Source organism: Parvibaculum sp. (genome assembly GCF_002684405.1).
Classification (GTDB): domain Bacteria; phylum Pseudomonadota; class Alphaproteobacteria; order Parvibaculales; family Parvibaculaceae; genus Parvibaculum.
Window position 1 is genome coordinate 1 of the sequence record NZ_NYVD01000050.1, and the last position, 21,902, is coordinate 21,902.

22 protein-coding genes and 1 pseudogene are annotated in these 21,902 nt (G+C 60.9%); 10 read left to right on the top strand and 13 right to left on the bottom strand.

What is annotated here, in order from left to right; genetic code table 11:
- The 5 genes and pseudogenes from CMI59_RS04420 to CMI59_RS04440 form a co-directional block, all read right to left on the bottom strand.
- Positions 1-450 (bottom strand): annotated as a pseudogene (locus CMI59_RS04420) (TIGR01459 family HAD-type hydrolase); the annotation flags it as partial.
- A gap of 135 nt (positions 451-585) precedes the next feature.
- Complete coding sequence (gene rsmD / locus CMI59_RS04425) at positions 586-1,167, bottom strand: 16S rRNA (guanine(966)-N(2))-methyltransferase RsmD (protein ID WP_293325276.1); 582 nt, start codon at positions 1,165-1,167, stop codon at positions 586-588.
- A complete protein-coding gene (locus CMI59_RS04430) occupies positions 1,142-2,128 on the bottom strand; it encodes a pseudouridine synthase (RefSeq protein WP_293325279.1) in 987 nt (328 codons plus the stop codon). Before CMI59_RS04430 ends, rsmD begins: the two co-directional genes overlap by 26 nt.
- Before the next feature lie 133 nt (positions 2,129-2,261).
- Entirely contained in the window at positions 2,262-3,152 is an 891-nt protein-coding gene (locus CMI59_RS04435) for a 2OG-Fe dioxygenase family protein (protein WP_293325282.1), read from the bottom strand.
- Positions 3,153-3,420: 268 nt separating this feature from the next.
- Positions 3,421-4,905 (bottom strand): PLP-dependent lyase/thiolase, encoded by a 1,485-nt coding sequence (locus CMI59_RS04440; protein ID WP_293325285.1) that lies wholly within the window; start codon positions 4,903-4,905, stop codon positions 3,421-3,423.
- 241 nt (positions 4,906-5,146) lie between these two features.
- Between CMI59_RS04440 and CMI59_RS04445 the strand changes: the two genes are divergently transcribed.
- From CMI59_RS04445 to CMI59_RS04465, 5 genes are all read left to right on the top strand, one after another.
- Positions 5,147-5,626 carry a GNAT family N-acetyltransferase gene (locus CMI59_RS04445; protein ID WP_293325287.1) on the top strand — a complete coding sequence of 160 codons (480 nt, stop codon included), beginning with the start codon at positions 5,147-5,149 and terminating at the stop codon, positions 5,624-5,626.
- Positions 5,627-5,853: 227 nt separating this feature from the next.
- Positions 5,854-6,399: a PAS domain-containing protein gene (locus tag CMI59_RS04450; protein ID WP_293325289.1), complete on the top strand. Its 546-nt coding sequence runs from the start codon at positions 5,854-5,856 to the stop codon at positions 6,397-6,399.
- A 92-nt stretch (positions 6,400-6,491) separates the two neighbouring features.
- Positions 6,492-6,926 carry a nucleoside deaminase gene (locus tag CMI59_RS04455; protein ID WP_293325292.1) on the top strand — a complete coding sequence of 145 codons (435 nt, stop codon included), beginning with the start codon at positions 6,492-6,494 and terminating at the stop codon, positions 6,924-6,926.
- A gap of 165 nt (positions 6,927-7,091) precedes the next feature.
- On the top strand, positions 7,092-8,330 hold the full coding sequence (locus CMI59_RS04460) for an acyl-CoA dehydrogenase family protein (protein WP_293325295.1): 1,239 nt from the start codon (positions 7,092-7,094) through the stop codon (positions 8,328-8,330).
- A gap of 124 nt (positions 8,331-8,454) precedes the next feature.
- Complete coding sequence (locus tag CMI59_RS04465) at positions 8,455-9,096, top strand: glutathione S-transferase family protein (protein WP_293325298.1); 642 nt, start codon at positions 8,455-8,457, stop codon at positions 9,094-9,096.
- A 9-nt stretch (positions 9,097-9,105) separates the two neighbouring features.
- On the opposite strand, the gene CMI59_RS04470 is transcribed toward CMI59_RS04465, so the two are convergent.
- The 5 genes from CMI59_RS04470 to CMI59_RS04490 form a co-directional block, all read right to left on the bottom strand.
- Entirely contained in the window at positions 9,106-11,112 is a 2,007-nt protein-coding gene (locus CMI59_RS04470) for a PAS domain S-box protein (RefSeq protein ID WP_293325301.1), read from the bottom strand.
- A 159-nt stretch (positions 11,113-11,271) separates the two neighbouring features.
- Positions 11,272-12,327, bottom strand: a complete 1,056-nt coding sequence (locus CMI59_RS04475; protein ID WP_293325304.1) for a phosphotransferase — start codon at positions 12,325-12,327, stop codon at positions 11,272-11,274.
- 100 nt (positions 12,328-12,427) lie between these two features.
- Complete coding sequence (locus CMI59_RS04480) at positions 12,428-13,456, bottom strand: fatty acid desaturase family protein (RefSeq protein ID WP_293325307.1); 1,029 nt, start codon at positions 13,454-13,456, stop codon at positions 12,428-12,430.
- Entirely contained in the window at positions 13,453-14,118 is a 666-nt protein-coding gene (locus CMI59_RS04485; RefSeq protein ID WP_293325310.1) for a TetR/AcrR family transcriptional regulator, read from the bottom strand. Before CMI59_RS04485 ends, CMI59_RS04480 begins: the two co-directional genes overlap by 4 nt.
- Before the next feature lie 310 nt (positions 14,119-14,428).
- Complete coding sequence (locus CMI59_RS04490; protein WP_293325313.1) at positions 14,429-14,614, bottom strand: hypothetical protein; 186 nt, start codon at positions 14,612-14,614, stop codon at positions 14,429-14,431.
- A 263-nt stretch (positions 14,615-14,877) separates the two neighbouring features.
- Between CMI59_RS04490 and CMI59_RS04495 the strand changes: the two genes are divergently transcribed.
- From CMI59_RS04495 to CMI59_RS04505, 3 genes are all read left to right on the top strand, one after another.
- Positions 14,878-15,465: a hypothetical protein gene (locus CMI59_RS04495; RefSeq protein WP_293325316.1), complete on the top strand. Its 588-nt coding sequence runs from the start codon at positions 14,878-14,880 to the stop codon at positions 15,463-15,465.
- A gap of 154 nt (positions 15,466-15,619) precedes the next feature.
- A complete protein-coding gene (locus CMI59_RS04500; protein ID WP_293325319.1) occupies positions 15,620-15,961 on the top strand; it encodes a hypothetical protein in 342 nt (113 codons plus the stop codon).
- Positions 15,962-16,034: 73 nt separating this feature from the next.
- Positions 16,035-17,315: an MFS transporter gene (locus tag CMI59_RS04505; RefSeq protein WP_293325322.1), complete on the top strand. Its 1,281-nt coding sequence runs from the start codon at positions 16,035-16,037 to the stop codon at positions 17,313-17,315.
- A 123-nt stretch (positions 17,316-17,438) separates the two neighbouring features.
- Here CMI59_RS04505 and CMI59_RS04510 read toward each other — a convergent pair whose 3' ends face one another.
- The 3 genes from CMI59_RS04510 to CMI59_RS04520 form a co-directional block, all read right to left on the bottom strand.
- Positions 17,439-18,044: a 2OG-Fe(II) oxygenase gene (locus CMI59_RS04510; protein ID WP_293325325.1), complete on the bottom strand. Its 606-nt coding sequence runs from the start codon at positions 18,042-18,044 to the stop codon at positions 17,439-17,441.
- Between the two features lie 332 nt (positions 18,045-18,376).
- Positions 18,377-19,303, bottom strand: a complete 927-nt coding sequence (ubiA, locus tag CMI59_RS04515) for a 4-hydroxybenzoate octaprenyltransferase (protein ID WP_293325328.1) — start codon at positions 19,301-19,303, stop codon at positions 18,377-18,379.
- Positions 19,300-19,809, bottom strand: a complete 510-nt coding sequence (locus CMI59_RS04520) for an NUDIX domain-containing protein (RefSeq protein WP_293325330.1) — start codon at positions 19,807-19,809, stop codon at positions 19,300-19,302. Before CMI59_RS04520 ends, ubiA begins: the two co-directional genes overlap by 4 nt.
- Before the next feature lie 69 nt (positions 19,810-19,878).
- On the opposite strand from CMI59_RS04520, the gene CMI59_RS04525 reads away from it, so the two are divergent.
- Both CMI59_RS04525 and CMI59_RS04530 read left to right on the top strand, forming a co-directional pair.
- Positions 19,879-20,676 carry a 16S rRNA (uracil(1498)-N(3))-methyltransferase gene (locus CMI59_RS04525; RefSeq protein ID WP_293325333.1) on the top strand — a complete coding sequence of 266 codons (798 nt, stop codon included), beginning with the start codon at positions 19,879-19,881 and terminating at the stop codon, positions 20,674-20,676.
- Positions 20,677-20,817: 141 nt separating this feature from the next.
- The coding region (locus CMI59_RS04530; RefSeq protein ID WP_293325336.1) for a glutamate--cysteine ligase at positions 20,818-21,902 on the top strand (1,085 nt) is incomplete at its 3' end.

Here is a 21,902-nt window from a genome sequence, read left to right on the forward strand (position 1 = left end):
AAGCCGTTGAAACTGTTCGGTATAATCGTCCGGCCCTTCGGTCTCGTCGTCGAAGGGGCCGGTGACCAGAATGAACTCGCCCTCCGCCTCGCCGACGCGGGAAACGCCCGTGTCCTCGAAAAGCGGCAGGTCGCGCTCCGGGCCGATGTGATAGCAGGCCGTGCCGAACTGGCGCGAGGCGAGGCATTCCCGGGTCGCATCGCCGGAGGTCAGAATGCCGTCATAGCCGTCCTGCGGAATGCCGAGCTGCTCGAACATGGCCGGCAGCGTGGCCGACGGGCGCGGCGCGTTGGACAGGAGCAGCACCGTGCCGCCTTTGGCGCGGAAGCGGGAAAGCGCCTCCGGCACGCCCGGATAGGCCCGCTTGCCATTGTGCAGGACGCCCCAGACATCGCAGAGAAGGGCGTCGTAATTGTCGGCAATGGCGGAGAGGCCGGAGATCAGGGGCACGGGCTCGGTCCTTCTTTCTGTCGAGGTTGAAGCCAGGTTTCGTCGAGGATGGAGAGCTTCGGGCAAGGTTGAACGATGGTTCGGGCGAGATAGAGCATGAGCGGGGCAAGATTGACCCCATGCCCTCATTCACGGTCAAGCGGCGGGGGTCAGAAACACGATCTCCGTGTCGCGATAGCGGCGGCGGTCGAGCTCGACGAACCCCTCCGGCGCCTCGAAATCGGATTTGGCGTTTTCCTCCACGACGCAGAGCGCGCCGGGGCCGATCCAGCCGCCGGCAAGTGCGGTCGTCAGCGCCGGGCCGGCCAGGCCCTTGCCATAGGGCGGGTCGGCAAACAATAAAGTGAATTCAGGTCCAGCACTTCCCTCGCGCGGGCCGAGGCGGGCGGCGTCGCGGCGATAGATCTTGGCGCGGCCCATGATTCCGAGTGAATCCAGATTCTCACGTATGACGCCACGGCTCTCCGCGCTGTCGTCCACAAAGAGCGCGAAGCCCGCGCCGCGCGACAAGGCCTCGATGCCGAGCGCGCCCGTCCCGGCGAACAGGTCGAGCACGCGGGCGCCCTGAAGCGAGAAATCCGGCAGATTCTCGCCGAATTTCCCATGTTCCAAAATATTGAACAGGGATTCACGCGTTCGGTCGCTGGTCGGGCGCAGACGCTGCCCCTCCGGCGCATGAAGCACGCGGCCCCTAAACGCGCCGCCGACGATGCGCATGGGCGCCACCTTTTGTCTTGCGAGCCCCGCCGGTCTTGGTTCCGGATTTCGCAGCAGGTTTGCCGCCGCCTTTTTGCGACGGTTTCCGGCCGGTTCCTGCGGGTTTTCGTTGTTGTGAATTGTTATTCTTTTCTTGCGTCGGATGGTCGGCAGGGCGCTTGCCGCCGAATTTCTCGGCATTGTTGCCGAGCTGGTCCATCAGCACGCGATTGGGCACCACGCGCACCTCGCCGGGCTGCAGGTCGCCGCACTGGAAGGGGCCATAGGAAAGCCGGATGAGGCGGTTCACCGCCAGGCCGATCGAGCCCAGCACCTTTTTCACCTCGCGGTTTTTCCCCTCCTTGAGCGACAGCGTGATCCAGACATTGGCCCCTTGCGCCTTGTCGAGCGTGGCCTCGATGGCGCCGTAGCGGACGCCCTCGACCGTGACGCCGTTTTTCAGCTTGTCGAGATCGGCCTGGGTGACGCGGCCATGCGCGCGGGCGCGATAGCGCCGCGTCCAGCCGGTGGAGGGCAGTTCCAGCAGGCGGGCCAGCTCGCCGTCATTGGTGAGGAGCAGCAGGCCTTCCGTGTTCACGTCGAGCCGCCCGACCGAGACCACGCGGGGCATGTCCTTGGGCAGGCGGGAAAAGACGGTGGGCCGCCCCTCCGGATCGCGCGCCGTGGTGACGAGGCCCGCCTCCTTGTAATAGCGCCAGAGCCGGGTCGGCTCCTGCTGGGGCAGCGGATTGCCGTCCACCACGATCTTTTCGGCGCCCGTGACATTGAGGGCGGGGCTCGAAAGCACCTGGCCGTCCACGCTGACGCGGCCCTCGGCGATCAGCTTCTCCGCCTCGCGGCGCGAGCAGACGCCCGCGCGCGCAATCACCTTCGCAATGCGTTCGCCCTCCGGCGTCGCTTGCGCGTCGTCGGTCGGCTGGTCGTTGGCTTTCGGGGGCGTGTCCGCCGAGGGTGTCGTCATGCGCTCTCTTTATCAGGGCGCGGGGAAAGCGGGAAGTGGGCGAAAGGTTGGTCAATCATCGTGTGGGTTTACCCCACAGCATAGTGAGAAACGACCTCCCCCCGGCGGTGGGGGAGGTCGGTGTTTGGGATGCTCAGATAGTGATATTGCCGAAGTCGACAAGAAGTACGGAGCGCCATGCTGGCTGACCGTCGCTTGAGTAGACAGGAGAAACATCATGTGAAACGCGAGCATCCCAGAAACCCAGACCAGAAAATTTTCCGGTCAAAGTACGTTTTGCGATGATATCACCGTCTTTCACATCCTGAGCATTCTTAGCGGCATGTGCTGCGGCAGCCTTACCTATATGAGAAACACCGCCGGCCGCATTTTTCGAGCGATCGAGCAAGATGACGTAGGTAATTGGCTCCAGATCTTGGTGCATATGGTCGGGAACCGAGACCGCCGCACGAACTCCGTCACTTCTCAGGTGGATGATATGTAAATTGAACACTACAGGCTTTTGCCTTGAGACGAGAGCATGCGGCGTCGATACGAATAAGATGTCGACCAGACGACGGAGTGCTGGGAGCTGCCAAATCTCATGCGGAATAGGATGAAAACGACGGACAATACCTCCTGCATCCACATTAATCTCCGCAGGCTGAAAATAGCTGGTAAATGCCCAGCCGCTATGTGGGTCTACACGCGGAGGAATGACACTCCACGGCATCCCTTCCTGCCAGGGAAAGAAAAAGCCGCTCCCAAAGTATCGATGTCTATTCCCTCGCGGATCTTGAGGGTCGAGAGGAGCATGGCGCGCGGCCTTAATGAGAATGTCTGCATTGGCATCGCCAACGGCTTTGGACATTTCTGAGGAATCCCAGAACACAAAGGCGTCGTATTCCAGAGCTTGACGAAGTTGCAGTGTTAGTGGTTGTGCCGCAAGAAGTGCCGAGCTATCGACCGAGGGGATTTCCTGCAGATGATTGTCGATTTCCGATGAGTAAAAGCTGTCCAGAGAAAACTTGGTTGTGCGCTCCATTTCAACCTCCTCCGAGGGGATTGGAAATTTTGCCTATGAGAGGCCGTCCCAAAACAATTCCCACGGATAGATAGGCGCGCAAATCGACAAGGTTCTGGAACTTAATCCTTTATTGCGACATCTGGGAACCAGAGTGAGGTGGGTAGGGACAGAAATAAGGAATTGTCTACAGGGTGTCCGAAAATTCCCAAACGTGTCCGAGCGTTTTCAATTTAAGGCCTACCACCCTTAGTGCTCCGCCGCGTGTTCTGGCAGGTGACATTGAAAACTATGAAGTAAATGGGGGGACGTGCATCCATCCAGTGTTTACAACAATCACTTTGTCCTTCAAAGGTATGTCGTTTTGAATTTTTATAAAAAGAGCAAGACCTGCAAGACTAGATAATTCATGTCGTATATTGTTATGTTGAGCGTACTGCCTAGCATTCTTCGCATGTTCGTCTGTTATGTAAAAAATTCCTGATTTGTCACCAATGATTTTGTCGTATTTAAATGAAACTAATTCGTCTTTTATCCTTTCTAGGGAGGGTCTGTATTTTGCATAGAGTTTAACCATGTTTGTTTTTTCCTCTTCTGTAGTTGCCCCATAAACATATATTTTATCTAGATCTTTCATTGATATCTGTAGTCGAGGGTCGTGAACTTCTCCATTTTTTTCTTTCCTCAATATGTATGCTATATTCGAAAACAAGTCTCCGCTTCCCACGGGTAAAAAAATGTGAGTTGGCGTTCCTGGCTCTACTTCATTAAGTATTTCATAAACGAGCCAGTCATAAAAAGTACTTTCATATGGTGCATCTGAACTTCGCGAGGTAATTTCTCTACCTCCGATGTTGTCAGTTATCTCTAGGACATCATCTTTAGTGAGTTCTCGTGCATCTAAATCATGAAGCTTCACCTCAGCTCCCAAGGATTCAAGTAGTTTTACTATAGATTGAGATGTTCTTGTTTGGTCCATTATTACTTTTAGGCTGGGGAGTCCTCTGGCCCGGAAAAGCATCTGAGCGGCTAAAGCCGCACTGCCTGCCGAAATCATGGAAGAGATTTGGACCCCGTAGGGAGGGCCTTTGGCAATAGCTTCTGCAACTATCTGTTTATATTGCAGGAGCATTTCCCAAGCCCAGCGATCTTTATGGCTTCCGGTTGGGTTAAAACTCTCGTCCTTTATGTATATTTTTCGGTCTCCTACGTCGATTGGGTATGTAGGAGTGGCGGGAAATCTAGGAGAATGTGGAGGAAATTCTGGGTAGTCGGGGTCATCGGTTTGAGGTGCAACTATAGCGTTTCGTATTTTCTCGAGTTCCTCTCTTGAGTAAAACTTCTTCCCATTATCTATTTTAGTAATAGAAGTTTTTTTTAATTTAAATGAACTGTATCTTTTAAGCATACCAATAAGATTGAGAATATCTTGGTCGGGTGCGGAGTTTTTTATATCCGTGGAATCTATTATTATTCTGCAAGCCTCTAGGGCCAAAAATAGATGTTCAGGTTTCCTGAAAAGTGTGTTGGGGTGGGATTCTTTATTAAATAAAAATCGTTGAATTGTTTTTTGGTCTGGCAGGTTGGACTTGGTTAGTGTTGGGTTTGTTTGGAGTTGTATTTTTCTCATTTCTTTTAAAAAGGAAGATGTCGTTACGTCAAGCGCTAAGCATACGGCTTGCACTCCGTTCCTGAGGATACGATAGTTCTCATCGCTCCAATGTAATTCTGACGATGACAAGTTTTCAGACGGGCTCGAATTCTCATTGTTCATGAATCATCCCCCTTGAGCGCGCTCGGTCAGTGTAGTTAGCTTACATAAGTATTAATCTGATTAATATGTTCCATATTGTGCTCGAGATTATATCCGGTTCCTCGATTTTGAGGGGCTTTCCCGCATATAAACGACGCAGCCGATACACGGTAGAGTTGCCACTAAACAGGTTTTGCACTTGGGGGTAGTGTGTGGGCACGCGCCCGCCGTATGCGTACTCACCTAGGATATCCTCCGTCCCATGACCTTCCAGCTCCGCGATATCGACCTCACCGCCGACAAACAAGCCGCGCTGTCCTTCATCATGGGCTCGCAGCGCTATGAGCATGAGGTCGAGCCCAATCGGCGGCTCGATCCCGCGGTGGCGGATGAGTATTTCGCCGAGCTGGTGGAGGAGCTGGCGCAGAAGCAGGGCCGGGCCTTCGTCGCGGAAAGGCAAGGCGAGGTTATCGGCTGGGGCGTGCTGGTGGTCGAGGAGGCGCCGCTTTTCGTCACCGAGGAAGAGCGGACTTACGCCTATATCACCGAGCTTTACGTGAACGAGGAGGCGCGGGGGCTCGGCGTCGGGCAGGCGCTGATCGCGGCGTGCGAAGACGAAGCGCGGCGGCGGGGCCTCAGGCAGATCATGATCGGCGCACTGAGCGCCAACAGCCGAACCATGGATATTTACGGTCGCGCGGGCTACCGGCCCTATACGGCGGAGCTGCGGAAATATCTGTGAGCGGGCTCTTTTTCGGGTTTCCCTTCCCGGCGACGGCTCGTCCAAACCGCCCGGACCACCTATGCGTGCCCGCGCCGATACAGGCGGTCTGCAAGTGATCGGGCACCGCCCCGAAGCTCTTATTGCGTAAAGACGTAATAGTAAGAAAAGCTCTCCGCCGGACATTTAACTTTTGCCGGGTTTAATGTTTAAAGTAAGTGGCGGGGTAAGGTGCAATAAGGGAGATCATGCCCGATAGATTTTCTCATCCGGAGACGAAGCAGTTCTTCCAGTACTGGGACAGCCTGCCGAAATCCGGTTTCCTGCCCGACCGTGCCGACTTCAATCCGGCGGCGATCCACAAAATCATGCCGCGCATCCTCCTGGTCGAATATTTCAAAACCGGAGAGGTGGTGTTCCGGATGGTCGGGACCGGCATCACCGAGGACATCGGTTTCGACCCCACGAAGCAGAGCTATCTGGATATGCTGGAAGCCTCCGCCTTCGGTGCATTCCAGAGTGCCAGCGACGCCATCCTTTCCACGCCATGCGGCGGACATTTCGTGGTCACGGCCCAGTCGGCAAAGGGATATCTCGTCGAGTTCGACGTGCTGGACCTGCCCATGACCAATCGCGCGGCCAACTCGAATATCATCGTCGGACTTCTTGCGCAGGGCAATATCGGGCGGATAACGCCGGTCGGGACATTCCTCATCAAGGAAATCCAGTCCGCCGGATGGATCGATATCGGGGCCGGCGTTCCCGCCACGCCTATCGCGGTGCCGACGGGATGACATCCATAGAGGTGTGATAGGTTCCGCGCATGAGCGACGCCGCCGACAGACAGCAAAAAACAACGCCCCCGAAGACGCCCCCGAGGACGCCCATGGACCTCGCGCTCGCCGAAGCGCGGGCCGCCGAAGCGCGCGGCGAGGTGCCGATCGGCGCGGTCGTGATGTCGCCAGCGGGAGAGGCGATTGCGCGCGCGGGCAACCGGACGCTGGAACTTAAAGACCCGACGGCACATGCGGAACTGCTGGCCATTCGCGAGGCCTGCGCGGTGCTGGGGTCGGAGCGGCTGATCGACTGCGATCTCTATGTGACGCTCGAACCCTGTCCTATGTGCGCTGCAGCAATTTCCTTCGCGCGCATTCGCCGCCTCTATTACGGCGCGGCGGACGAGAAGGGCGGCGGCGTCGATCACGGCCCGCGTATCTTTTCCCATCCGACCTGTCATCACCGGCCGGATGTCTATGGCGGGATCGGAGAAAATGACGCGGCCGCCATGTTGCGCGCCTTCTTTGCCGCGCGGCGCGGCTGATGGCGCGGCCCGCTTTCAGGCAGCGGCGGAATACCTCACCCCCGATACGGCTTTATGCGTGATTTACGCCGGGACCTCCGTTAGAGTCCCGCCCATTCGCATTGCAATCGGGGCTCCGCACTCCACGGGGTTCCTCCAACACAAAAGAAAGAAAGGGGAGACGATATGGATTTTGCTTATTCCGACAAAGTGAAAGAGCTTCAGGCCCGCCTGAACAAATTCATGGATGAGTACATCTATCCCAACGAAGACACCTACCAGAAGCAGATGGACGAGTTCCGCGCGCAGGGTAATCCCTGGCAGGTGCCGCAGATCCTCGAAGACCTGAAGCCGAAGGCGCGCGAAGCGGGCCTGTGGAACCTGTTCCTGCCGGAATCCGAACTCGGCGGCGGTCTGACCAATCTCGAATATGCGACGCTCTGCGAGATCATGGGCCGCGTGGGCTGGTCGTCGGAAGTGTTCAACTGCTCCGCGCCGGACACCGGCAACATGGAAGTGCTGGAACGCTACGGCAACGACCGCCAGAAGAAGGAATATCTGGAGCCGCTGCTGAACGGCGAGATGCGCTCCGCCTTCCTGATGACGGAACCGGCTGTCGCCTCTTCCGATGCGACCAACATCGCCACCCGCATCGAGCGCGACGGCGACGAATATGTCATCAACGGCCGCAAGTGGTGGTCGTCGGGGGTGGGCGATCCGCGCTGCAAGATCGCGATCCTGATGGGCAAGACCGATCCGGAAGCCGACACCTATCGTCAGCAGTCGCAGATCCTCGTGCCGCTCGACGCGCCGGGTGTGAAGGTCGTCCGTATGCTGCCGGTTTTCGGCTATGACGACGCGCCGCACGGCCATGCCGAAGTGATCCTCGAAAATGTGCGCGTGCCGGCGGAAAACCTTCTGCTCGGCGAAGGCCGCGGCTTCGAGATCAGCCAGGGACGGCTTGGCCCGGGCCGTATCCATCACTGCATGCGCACCATCGGCGTGGCCGAGCGCGCGCTCGAAAAGATGTGCGAGCGCCTTCTCTCCCGCGAGGCCTTCGGCAAGACGATTGCCGATCACTCCGTGTGGGAGCAGCGCGTGGCCGAAGCCCGCACCAACATCGAAATGGCGCGTCTTCTGACGCTGAAGGCCGCCTATATGATGGACACGGTGGGCAACAAGGTCGCCCGCACCGAGATCGCCATGATCAAGGTCGCGGCGCCGAACATCGCCCTCAAGGTGATCGACGACGCCATCCAGGCCCATGGCGGCGGCGGCGTGACGAGCGATTTCGGTCTCGCCAAGATGTATTCCGGCATTCGCACGCTGCGTCTGGCGGACGGCCCGGACGAGGTGCATAACCGCACCATCGCGCGGCTTGAATTCAAGAAGTACAAGGACAAGGTCCGCGCAGCCGCCGAATGATCCGCCTGCGGCGTGGAACAGACGGTATGAGCGGGAACCGCTGATACGAAGGGATGGCCGGTGCCGGGGAACCGGGCCGGCCATCTGCTTGTCCGGATGGAGAAACTGAAAAAGGCTCCTTCACATGCAGATGTACAACGCACAATTGTCGCCCTATTCGGGGCGCTGCCGGATCGCCATCTATGCAAAGGGCCTCGATGTCGAGCTGCTGCCGATATCGGACGACGCGGTGAAGGCCGAGCTTGCCGCGCTGACGCCGATGCACAAGGTGCCGACGCTGATCGACGGCGATCACGTGATCCCCGAATCCGATGTGATCTGCGAATATTTCGAGGAGAAGGGTGAGGGCGCGCCGCTTCTGCCCGCCGACCCGGTGGCGCGGGCGCAAATACGCCTGCTGGCGCGCATCGGCGAAATCTATGTGATGGAGCCGATGGGCGATCTCTTCGACCAGATCGATCCGCGCACGCGCGACAAGAACCTCGTGGCGCGCGCCATGGGCGAAGTGGTCGAAGGCATGGGCTGGCTCGACACTTATCTGGACGGCTCGGCCTATGCGCTCGGCGATACGCTGAGCTTCGCCGACTGCGCGCTGGTGCCGATCCTCTTCTTCTTCGAACGTCTGGGGCCGATGTTCGGCGAGGAAAAACCGCTGAAGCCTTTCGTCAATGTCGAGAGCTATTACCGGGCAATGTATGACGATACGCATTGCGCCCGCGCGCTCGCCGAAATGGACGTGGCGCTGAAACAGTTCATGGGAATTTGAGGCGGGGCCTCAGGCCGTGCGCAGCCGGGCCTGCGTATCCTCGTCCGCATGGGTTTCCAGCGGGCAGAAAGGAATGACGGGCAGCCGCACCGTGACGCTCGTGCCGCGGCCGATTTCGCTTTCGATGCGGAAATCGCCGCCATGCATTTCCGCCAGCGAGCGCACCATCGCAAGGCCGAGGCCCGTGCCCTGCTGGGCGACGGCGGCATTGCCGGAAATCTGCTCGAAGGCCCGGCCGAGGCGCGGGAGCTGGCTTTCGGGAATGCCGCAGCCATTGTCGGTGATGCGCAGCATATAGCTGTCGTCGAGGTGCTGGATCTCGATGGAAATCCGGCCGCCCGCCGGCGTGAACTTGATCGCATTGGACAGAAGGTTCAGCAGGATCTGCTTCACCGCGCGGATATCCGCGACGATGGGCAGAGGTGCCGGTCCCGGGACGATGAGGTCCAGCTTCTGACGGTTTTCGTCAGCCCTGGCGCGCACGAGGCGAAGCGTCGCCTCGGCGATCTGATGCATGTCGCCTTCTTCGGGATGCAGCTCGTATTTGCCAGCCTCGATTTTCGACATGTCGAGAATGTCGCTGATGAGGTCGAGCAGGAGCTGGCCGCTTTCATTGATGAGCTGGGCGTATTCCTTGTAGCGCTCATGCCCGAGCTCGCCGAACATCTGGAGGTTGAGGATTTCGGAAAAGCCGATAATGGCGTTGAGCGGCGTGCGCAGCTCATGGCTCATATTGGCGAGGAAACGCGATTTGGTGCGGCTGGCGGCTTCCGCCCGCTCGCGCGCGTCCTTGAGCTCCGCCTCATAGGCCTTGCGCGCATTGATGTCGCGCGTGACGCCGATGATCTCCACCCGCTCGCCGAGATTGCGCGTGGCGCGCATGGTGGTCTCGACCCAGATATAGTCGCCGTTCGCATGCCTGGCGCGATATTCGAAACGAACCATGTCGCGGTTGTGTTCGAGCTCCAGAAAGGCGGGCGACATCCATGCCATGTCGTCGGGATGGACCTGCTGCATGGCGAAGGAGGTGCCGATATAGTTTTCCGGCGGATAGCCGAAAAGCGACTGCACGGAAGGCGAGATGTAGAGAACCGTGCCGTCCAGCGCATATTGCGCCACCACGTCGGAGGCTTCTTCCGTCAACAGACGATAGCGGGCTTCGGAGGTGCGCAGCGCCTGATCGGCTTGAACCTCTTCCGTCACATCCTCCGCAAGCCCGACAAGGGCGCCGATTTCATCATGCGCATCCACTTCGGAATAGGCGTGGATCTTGATGTGGCGCCATGTGCCGTCGGAGGCGCGGAAGCGGGTGACGCAATGGATCGGCGTATGGGTCTCGAAGGCCTCGATGAATTTCGACAGCAATTCGTCGCGGTCATTGGGATGGACGAGCTGTTCGTACCAGTTGCCGCTTCTCGGCATGCCGGAAACGGAACGCCCCAGAATTCGCGCCACGCCGGGCGACCAGTTCGGCGAGGGATCGCCCTTCACCCAGCGCCAGTGACCGAAGCGCGCGAGCTCCTCGGCTTCGCGCAGCAGCGAGGCCATTTCCTCCGACTGCGTGACGTCGCGCGTGATGCAGAGAATGCCGCCGATCTCGGGATCGTCGACATGGTTCTGCGCCCGCGTTTCCATGACCCGCCACGACCCGTCGGGAGAGCGCATGCGCGTGCGTATGCGGAAGGATTCCACCGCATGGCTGAGGCAGCTTTCGAGGTCGTCCCTCAACTGGGCGCGATCTTCGCGATGGACCATATCGAGAATGCTCCGCCCGATGGTCTTCTCCGCGGGGAAGCCGAGCACATCGGATGCGGCCGGGCTGAGATAGCCGATCGTCCAGTCGGGCAGAATGATGGAGAAGATGTCGGAGGCGTTTTCGATCAGCGAACGGAAAAGCTGGGCGGAGGGCTGCACATACGGCTTCACAGGCGCAAGCACGGCATCCGCCGCCGCTTCCGCCGGGCATTTCGTTTCCTCGTTCAGGGCGCTCGACTGCTGCGCCTTCGAGGGGTGCATATGCGACCTCCGGATGGACTGCCCCATACCGCCTCAATGGACGGTGTTTCCTTCATTCCGGAGAGGTTAGGCGCGATTCTTTAAGAACATCTTGTTGGCCGGGCAAAAAACCGCGCCGTTAAGGCCGCCTTAAGCATGATTTGGACGCGACCGCGCCGGTCAACTCGACTGCGCGATTTCCCATGCCTTGTCCGCCAGGTGACGGCAGGCATCGCCCATGGTTTTGGCCCGTTCCGAACTCGCATTGCCGTCCAGCCCGCGCTTGTAGACGCCCTGGCTGATGGAGGCGAGGCGGAACATGGAAAAGGCGAGGTAGAAATTCAGATCCTCGATCCCGTCGCGGCCCGCCTGCCGGCAATAATCCGCGACATATTCCTCCACCGTCGGGATGCCCGGCGTGGCGGAGCGATCGATGGGCGCGGCGGTGGCGGACACGGCCATCAGGTCGAACATGCAGGTATAGGCCACATCTGCGAGCGGATGCCCGATGGTGCACAGCTCCCAGTCCAGAACGGCGATCATGCGCGGCTCGGTCGGGTGAAACATCACATTGCCGAGACGGTAATCGCCATGCGCGATGGTGACGGAGGGCTCGTCGGGAATGTTCTGCGGCAACCAGTCGATGAGCTGTTCCATGGAGGGAATGTCGTCGGTCTGCGCGCCGCGATACTGCTTGATCCAGCGCCCGATCTGCCGCTCGAAATAATTGCCGGGGCGGCCGAAATCGGAAAGGCCCACCGCCTCGTAATCGACGGCGTGAAGCTTTGCCAAATTCTCGGCGAGATTGGCATAGACGGCGCGGCGCTCTTCTTCGCTGGAGCCGGGCATGGTCTGGTCGGCAAAGACGCGGCCTTCGAGATATTCCATGACATAGAAGGCGGTGCCGATGACATCGTCGTCCTCGCACAGCGCATACATATGCGGGACCGGCACATCCGTCGGCCCGAGCGCCTTCATGACGCGGTATTCGCGATCCACCTGATGGGCGGAGGCGAGCAGCTTTCCGGGCGGCTTCTTGCGCATCACATAACGCTTGCCGCCACTCGTCAGCAGGAAGGTGGGGTTGGACTGGCCGCCCTCGAACTGGCGGACCTCCAGATCGCCGGAAAAGCCCTCGACATGCTCGCGGCACCAGTCTTCGAGGCGCTTCACGTCGAAACGGTGCGCCTCGCGCACCTCGGTGATTTCAGGCTGGTTCTGTTCTGCGGCGCTCATGGACGCTTTCTCCCTCAAATGTCTTGTTGGGGAGAGGTTTAACATGGAAAGGCCCGCCTCCGGAAAGGCGGGCCTTTTGTCGCAAATTCGGCAGGGCAGCTTACGCAGCGTCCTGGCTGGGCTCGAAGCCCTCGCCCATGGAGCCTTCCACCCGGCGGCGGCGCGCATTGTGCTTCAGCTCGCCCGGCCTGTCGTCGCTGTCGGGCCGCGAGGTCGCCATGCGGATCACGTCGAAATAGCTGTCCTTGATCTCCATCCGCTCGCCGAACCCGTTGGCGAAGAGATAGGCCTGCGCCCTGGGCAGGTTGTAGCAGGGCACCCACATCATCAGGTGATGCTCGACATGGTAGTTCACCCAATAGGGGGCGAGAACGGCCCGCATGAAAAGCCCGGCGCGGGTGGTGCGGGCGTAGCGGAACGGATCGTCGTCATCCACCATGGCGTGCTCGGCGATATTGCGCACGCGGGTAATGAACTGGTGCCAGGTGAGCAGCGGCAGAACCCAGAGCGTGACGAAATACCAGGGATGCCCGGCCGCCCAGAGAATGGCGAAAAGCGCCGCATTGGTGAGCGCGGACTTGCCCAGCTTCTTGTTGAAATTGGCGAGGCGCTGCGACAGCGGCCAGTCCGACGGGCCGATGGCGTTCAGGAACTGCGCCTTGCGTTGCTGATAGCCGGTCTGGCCGGTGAGATCGCGGACCACCTTGCGGCGGAAGCTCTTCTTCGTGATGGGGAAGGGCGCCGACAGAATGAGGTCGGGGTCTTCCTGCTGCTGCGTATTGGCGTGATGCTTCAGGTGATAGCGGCGATAGGCGCCCGTTTCGGCCAGCATCGGATAGGCGCAGAACCACTGGCTCAGAAACATGTTGAGCTTCTGGTTCTTCGTGAGGATGCCATGCGCGCCGTCATGCATCAGGATCGCAAGACCGAGCTGGCGCCCGCCGATCAGCACCACCGCGGCGATGAAGGTGAGCGGGTTCGGGAACCAGGCGAACATCGCCATGGAAAGAAAGATGACGCCCCAGGCATGGACGACGAGCCATGTGCCGCGCAGATCGGAGCGCTCGCGCACCACGGCCAGTTGCTGGGGGGATAAAAGTTCGCCGGCGCCAACGGTTTTGGCGGTCATGATGCGATCCTCCGCTCTTCGGTTTTCTCGTTCTTCTTGGTTGCCACGGGACCTGCGTGAACCGCGGCCAGGCAAAAGGCGACGATGTCGTCCAGCACGCGCTCGCCGGCCTGGGCTTCAATGTCATGCGACTCCGGCGCAAGCGGCCCGATCAGCGCTGTCGGAATGGCGCCCGCGATGCAGGCCGCCGCGATCTGCGTGTTGATCCGCGGAATATCGCCCGCCTCGATGGCATCTCCGAGAATGCCCGCGAAAACCTGTGCATGCGTGCGGCGGAACCTTGTGCGGTCTTCCGAGAGGCCCACATCGACGGGCTCGGCCAGCAGCGCATAGGCGAGGCGGCGGCCCTGAATGGCGCGGCCCGCGAAGGTCCGCAGCACGGATTCGAGCCGCTCCATGGCGGGCGCATCTTCTGAAGCGATATTCGCAAGAATGTTCATCTCGCGGGTCGACACCTCGCGAAACACCTGCCGGCAGAGATCCTCCTTGGAGGGGAAATAACGGTAGAGCGTGCCCGTGGCGACACCGGCCCGGCGCGCCACCTCGCTCATCTGCGCGGAACTGAATCCGCCTTCAGCCACGATTTCGCGGGCGGAATTCAGAATGCGCCGCCGATTGTCGGCGAGGCGGGCGGAGACTTTCCCTGTCCGGCGATAGGCCAATGCGAACCTCTCGAATCCCTTGGAGTGAATATCAATTCAGGAGGGAATGAACCATGGTTCAGCTTCGGGGTCAATCGGGACAATTTTTAGGTTGCACACCCTTCTTGTCATGGCCCGGCTTGTCCGGGCCATCCACGTCTTCCTTCCATTGCGGCAAAGACGTGGATGCCCCGCATGAAGCGGGGCATGACGGGAAAAGGAAAGCGGCCGGACAACAAAAACCCCGGTCCTCGCTTCGCATCTGCGAAGAAAGGAACCGGGGTTCATGAATACTGCTTCGGCAGCGCCGATCCGCTTCTATAAAGCGGGTTTAGTCGGCGGCGTGCTTGAAGAGGGCGAAGGTTCCGTTGTCGAACTCCTCGCGCGCTGCTTCTTCCCGGGCGGCCATTTCGGCGGCGACGGGACCGGATACACCCTCGACGGGCTCGATCCAGAAGGGAACGCCGGCGAAAAGACCGGCCACCGAAGCGGCGGCGTCAAGCCATTCCCTGAACATGTCTGTCTCCATTCGATAGATGGCGGCCCAAAAGCGGAACCGCCATTCATGTTGCGGCGCAACATATATGGGAATGGGACGGGGTGATGCAAGCGGAAAACACTGCGGCATATTGGCCGCAGTCGAGTTTGTTGTTGTCGCTCCGTGTGATCCCCAGAATGGCCGGCATCACCGGGCGGCAAATTAATGCGGGAACTCTTCAGTGGAGAGAGGCGGTGACCATGCGACCGAGCCTCCGGAAGCAGCGATAGGTGACGATTGGGATGACAGGAAGCAAAACGGCGACTGAAACGCCTGCCGGGAGAGCGTTTGCGAACGCCATCGCGGCGATCAAGGAGGACACTCTCTTTCCCGACAAGGTATTTGCCGGGGATTGGGACGATTATCTCTTCTTTGAATCGCTTACATTGTTCGGATCCGAATTCATCGATGCAAAAAACCTCCTTCTGAGAGACGAGGATGCAAGCACGATTGCGATGATCAATCTCGGATGCACGCCTGTCGTGCGCGGCCGACGCGTTGAGACCACCTTCCTTGAAGAAGGAACGCAGCGGTCCGACTTCTTTGACGCATTGAAGGAAATCGGGTCTTCGGACGACATGATTCTTGACCTGGCTCGCTACGTCGCCGCCTCCGACAAGGGGAACTGGGCGTTCTATTGCGAGCAGGACAACGATATTGCCGTGCTTGCGCTTGGAGATACTGTTTCCATCGATACGAGGAAGCGGCTCAAGGAAGTGTTGAAAGCGACTTCGATCAGCTGTGCGCCGGGCGATCGCGGTGGACCGTATTTCAATTTCATAGATATGCTTCCCGAGTTTCGATCCGCATTGGTGGCTGCATACGGATGAAAACGATTTCAAGGCAGAGCTGTCGCAGGCGGAGTTCTTCTAAATCTTGGTGTCATCCCGGCCCTCCTTACATGCAAGGAGGGCCGGGACGACACCGGGGATGTGAAGGGCGGATTGTTGTAGAAAGGGAGGACGTCGCGGTAAGGACCCCCTCATGGCCAATTTATCGAGCGCGCATTTCCTGCGGCACTGGCGGCAGCTCTATGCGCTGAGCAACCCGAAATTCCTGCACGACCGCTGGAGCGTGGAGGATATGGAGTGGGTGCGGCAGCGCCATGCCTTCCACAGCGAGGGCATCTCCTTCCAGATCGAGCATCATGTGATGACAAGGACCGCGGGGCGGAAGCTGCACTGGCGCCTGCTGGTCACCACCGAGCAGCTTTTCTTCGGGCCGAAGCACGAGCCGGTGCGCAGCACGGAGGCCGGCAAGGTGCTCGACGGCAAGTCCAGGGAGATCGCCGACTGGTTCCGGGTGCAGGCGGAAAGCGGGGCATGACCCCTTCCGTGAACGGTCTGTTGCGAAAACAGGACGCGACGGCAGGCCGTCTTTGCGGCATAAACGCGCGATCATGACGACCTCACCGACAGACGATTCGACCACGCCCGCGCCGATGCCGACGCTCGGGCAGTTGATGCGCAACCGCGATCTCGTCTTCTATCTTTCCGGCCGTTTCGCCGCGACGCTCGCCATGCTGATCCAGTCGGTGGCGGTGGGCTGGCAGATCTACGATCTGACGGGCAGCGCGCTGGCGCTGGGCTTTGTGGGGCTTGCGCAGTTTCTGCCCATGGTGGTGCTGACGCTGCCGGCGGGCGACATTGCCGACCGGGTGGCCCGCCGCCTCATCGTCGGCGCGGCGACGTTGACGGAGGCTGCGAGCGCGGGCGCGCTGATCTGGCTCACCGTGACGGGCGCGACGACACCGGGATATTTCTACGCTGTGCTGGTCGCCTTTGGCTGCGCGCGCGCCGTGATGGCGCCCGCCGCGCGCTCCTTCGTGCCCATGCTGGTGACGGCCCATGAACTGCCGCGCGCCATCGCCGTCAGCTCGTCGACCTTTCAGGTGGCGGTGATCGCGGGTCCGGCGCTGGGCGGTGCGATCTACATCTTCGGGCCGGCGGCGGCCTATGGCACCTGCGCGGTGCTCTTTGCGCTCTCCTGTCTCACCTTTTCGCTGATCCGCAAACCGCAGGCGGCGGAGGAACAGCAGGGACCGGCCATCAGCGGCTTCGAGCGCGTGATGGCGGGGATCGCCTTCATGCGCCGCACGCCCATCGTGCTGGGCGCGATCTCGCTCGATCTTTTCGCCGTGCTGCTGGGCGGCGCGGTGGCGCTGCTGCCGGTCTTTGCAAAGGACATTCTGCATGTCGGGCCGGAAGGGCTGGGGCTTATGCGGTCGGGCCCGGCCATCGGCGCGCTCCTTGTGAATTTCCTCATCATCTGGAAGCCGCCCTCGCGCCATACCGGATTGTGGATGTTCGGCTGTATCGGGCTCTTCGGCGTTGCGACCATCGTCTTCGGCCTCTCCACGCATTTCCTGCTGTCGCTGGGCGCGCTGATGGCGATGGGCGGGGCGGATATGGTGAGCGTCTATGTGCGCTCCACCATCATTCCGCTGGCGACCCCGCGCGTGATGCTGGGACGCGTCAGCGCGGTGGAAATGCTTTTCATCGGCGGGTCGAACGAGCTTGGCGAATTCGAAAGCGGCGTGACGGCGGCCTGGTTCGGCACCGTGCCCGCCGTCATCATCGGCGGGCTGGGCACGCTGGGCGTGGTGGGCTTGTGGATGTGGCTCTTCCCGGATCTCAGGAAGGTGGACCGGCTGGAAGATGTGAAGCCGCCGGAGAAGTGATCACGTCCAAGCCTTAAATGTCATCCCGGCTTTATGCCGGGATCCAGGGGCAACAGACTCCGCGCTTGCGGCCCCTGGACCCCGGGACGAGCCCGGGGTGACAATCTTGTTTTGCTAAGAGCGTCACCGGAAATTCGGCCCGTGCACCCAGGTCACCAGCGAGTGCCGCGTGCCGTTCGTTACCGGCGTGATGCGGTGAAGCGCATGGGACGGGAAGAGGATCGCCATGCCGCGGTCTCTCGGCATCGCCTCGACGATGCCCGTCGCGTTGATTTCCAGATCGCCGCCTTCATACGTCTCCGGCTGGGAAAGCTGCACCACGACCGAGAGCTTGCGGAAGCGCGAAAAGCCGGCGCCGCCGCGATCGGCATGCCAGTCGTAATGGCCGAGCGCATCCGCCCGGTAGCGGGTGAGCTGCAGCGCCTCGTCGAAGCCGCCCAGCACGAAATCGAACATCTCGCGATTGGCGTCGGCGACAAGCGTCATCATGCGCGTGAGCACCCACTGGTCCACGCGCTCGGCATCGAGCCAGACGAGATCGGCACGGCGCACATCGGGTGCCGAGACCTCTCCCACCAACCCGCCATCCTCCAGCTCGCGCGTTTCGAAACGCGCGATGAGGCGTTCGCATTCTTCCGGTGAGAGAATGCCGGGCAGCGTGACGTAATTGGGCGCGAGACGATTGCCGTAACCGGCCTGCAAATGGCCGGGAATGATCGCGGGACGCATGGGCGTGACATCCAAAAAGCGGCCCCTGCCGCCAAGGCTTTCGATATGGGGGGCAAAGGGTGGTTTTGGCAAGAAGGAAGGGTGCCGCAAGGTGTTCCCCCAAACCAAGGGTGTCATCCCGGGCTTGTGCCGGGATCCAGGGCAACGGGGTCAGTGCTTGTGGCCCCTGGGCCCCGGGACAAGCCCGGGGTGACAGCCTTCTTTGCATTTTCGGGAGAAACCAAAACCAAGAGCGTCGTCCCGGCACTCGTTGCCGGGACCCATTGGTGGTTGCGGCAAGCGGCTAATGCGAGTGGGTCCCGGGAATAAATCCCGGGACGACACCTGTGTTTTTACCCCGTCAGCGCGCCCGCCACGATCGCCACCAGGATGATCAGGCCGAAATCGCGGTTGGAGCGGAAGAGCGAGAGGCAGAGCTGGGGGTCTTCCGTGTCGAGGCGGAGGATCTGCTGGGCAAGGTGGAGAACGCCGAGCGGCCAGAGGAGGTAGAAGCCGAAGCCGAGCCCGGCGGCGAGACCGGCCAGCAGCAGCCCCAGCGCCGTGAGGCCATAGAAGAGCCACATCCAGAGCACCGTCTCGCGCCCGAAGCGCAGCGCGGTGGACTTCACGCCGATGAGCGCATCGTCTTCCTTGTCCTGATGCGCATAGATCGTGTCGTAGCCGATGGTCCAGGCGATGCCGGTGACATAAAGGAGGACGGGCGCCAGCGCGAGGCTGTCCGTCACCGCGGCCCAGCCCATCAGCGCGCCCCAGTTGAAGGTGAGGCCGAGCCAGGCCTGCGGCCAATAGGTGATGCGCTTCATGAAGGGATAGGCGGCGATGAGCGCGAGCGAGGCGACGCCGAGCCCGATGGCAAAGGGCGTGAGCAGCAGCAATATGCCGAGGCCGATGAGGCATTGAAGGGCCAGAAAGGCCCAGGCCATTTTGAGGCTGACGGCGCCCGACGGAATGGGGCGCGAGCGCGTGCGCGCGACCTGCGCGTCGAAATCGCGGTCCACGATGTCGTTATAGGTGCAGCCCGCGCCGCGCATGACGAACGCGCCGACGCCGAAGAGGACCATCAGCCAGATATTGGGCAGAAGGTCGGCGGCCAGCGCGATGGACCACCAGCCCGGCAGCAACAGGAGCCAAGTGCCGATGGGCCGGTCCGCGCGGGCAAGCCGCAGATAGGGCCGCGTGAAGGCGGGCGCATAGGCGTCCACCCAGTTTTCCGGCGCGGCGTCGGCCACTCTGTCCTGCATCGTCTGCTCGTCTGTCATGGGTCGATGTGTATTACAGTGCCGGGCACTTCGCCACGCAATAGCGCAGGCAGATGCGCGCGCAGCGAGGTGGGAAACACCGTGTCGGGGCTGGCGAGGAGCGCGGCGGGCTCCCACCATCTCATGGTCTCGATCACCTCGCGCTCGCTGTCTTCGAGGCCCTGATGTGTGAGGTCGGTGGTGAAGGCATTGGCGAGGAAGAAGGTTTCCTGCAACAGACGCTTCTCGCCATGCACGGTCAGCACATGCTCGGTATACCAGACGGGGGCCCCAAGCTTTGCGGTCGTCTCGTCGAGGCCGGTCTCTTCCTTGAGCTCACGCCGGGCGGCCTCTTCCAGCGTCTCGCCCTCATCGACCGCGCCGCCCACCGTGACCCAATAGGCCTCGCGCAGGACATGGCCCTCCGGCCCGCCGACATTCGGGTCATGCATGCGCACGAGAAGGAGGCGCCCGTCCGGCGAGAAGGGCAGCAGGCGGGCGGTGGGCCTTGTCCGGATTTCGCTCATGACCTCCCTCTTATCCTGATCTTTCGTCCGTGCGACACTCGGCCCTCCCGATTCATCAGGCAAGCCTTCATGCAGGACGATAAAGACAGCCCCCCGCATCATGCACCCGCTCATTGTGCGACCGGAAAGACGCGGCTTTATGTCGAGGAGCGGCTTGCGCAAGGCGCGTCGCTGACGCTCGGCAAGGACCAGTCTCACTACATTGTGAATGTGATGCGCATGGGCGAGGGGGCGCGCGTGCTCCTTTTCAACGGGCGCGATGGGGAATGGGCGGCGCAGATCGAATCGGCCTCCAAAAAGGCGGCGACGCTGGCCGTCGAAACGCAGACGCGCCCCCACGAGCCGCTGCCCGATATCTGGCTTCTCTTTGCGCCGGTGAAGAAGGCGCGGCTCGACTTCATCGCGCAGAAGGCGACGGAAATGGGCGCGAGCGTCATCCAGCCCGTGCAGACGCGGCGCACCATCGTCTCCCGCGTGAAGGATGAGCGGTTGCAGGCCAATGTGGTGGAAGCCGCCGAGCAATGCGGCCTCGTGGCGGTGCCGGAAGCCCGCGAAATGGAAAAACTCGATGCGATCATCAAGCGCTGGGACGAGATCGCGCCGGGGCGCCATATCCTGTTCTGCGACGAGAGCGAGGAGCCGGGCGGCGCGCGGGGCGTGCTGGAACGGCTGGAAAAGGAAGGCCTGAAAGGCAAGCCGCTGGCCGTGGTCGTCGGCCCCGAAGGCGGCTTCGCGCCGGAGGAGCGCGAGATGCTGCGGGCGCGAAAAGACACGACCGCGCTCTCGCTTGGCCCCCGCATCATGCGGGCCGACACCGCCGCCATTGCCGCGCTCGCCGTGACCGGGCTCATCCTGGGGGATTGGTGAGGCGCAACGGGGGCTTGCCTCTTTGCCCATCCGCTCCTACATCTTGGCGAACTGAAAGACCGGATCACTTCTGGGGGCTCTGACTCGGGAAGCGCCGGCCGCTAAAGCCGAGTAAGGCGGAAAGTCCGGGAAGGGGCCTATATGAGTATCCTGGTTGCAGGGCCTGAGCCCATTTCGAGCCGCGACGATCTGATCTGGGCGCTGGAGCGCGGCAACAAGCCGAAAGCGGACTGGCGCATCGGCACCGAGCACGAGAAATTCCCCTTCCGCCTGAAAGACCGCTCGCCCGTCGCCTATGACGGCGAACACGGCATTCGCGCGATCCTCGAAGGCATGCAGCGCTTCGGCTGGAAGCCCATCGAGGAAGGCGGCTATCTGATCGGGCTGGAAGGCGACGGGCTCGGCAATATCTCGCTGGAGCCGGGCGGCCAGTTCGAGCTGTCGGGCGCGCCGCTCGAAAACCTCCACCAGACCTGTTCGGAAGTGCACGACCATCTGGCGCAGGTGAAGGAAGTCGCCGCCGAGCACGATATCGGCTTTTTGGGGCTCGGCTTCACGCCCAACTGGCGGCGCGACGAAATTCCCGTCATGCCCAAGGGCCGCTACAAGATCATGACCGAGTACATGAAGAAGGTCGGGACCATGGGCCTCGACATGATGTACCGGTCCTGCACGGTGCAGGTGAACCTCGACTTCGCGTCGGAAGCCGACATGGTGCAGAAGCTGCGTGTCGGGATCGCGCTGCAGCCGCTGGCGACCGCGCTTTTCGCCAATTCTCCGTTCACGGAAGGAAAGCCGAACGGCTATCTCTCCTATCGCAGCCACGTCTGGACCGATACGGATAATGAGCGCGCAGGCATGGTGCCTTTCGTTTTCGAGGAGGGCTTCGGCTTCGAGCGCTGGGTCGATTATGCGCTCGACGTGCCGATGTATTTCGTCTATCGCGACGGGAAATATATCGACGTCACCGGCCAGTCCTTCCGCGACTTCCTGAAGGGCGAACTGCCGGGCATGAAGGGAGAGCTGCCCACGCGCGGCGACTGGAACAACCATCTGACGACGATCTTCCCCGAGGCGCGCATCAAGAACTATATGGAAATGCGCGGCGCGGATGGCGGGCCCTGGAGCCGCATCTGCGCGCTGCCCGCCTTCTGGGTCGGCCTCATGTACGACCAGAATTCGCTCGACGCCGCCTGGGACCTTGTGAAGGACTGGACGGATGAGGA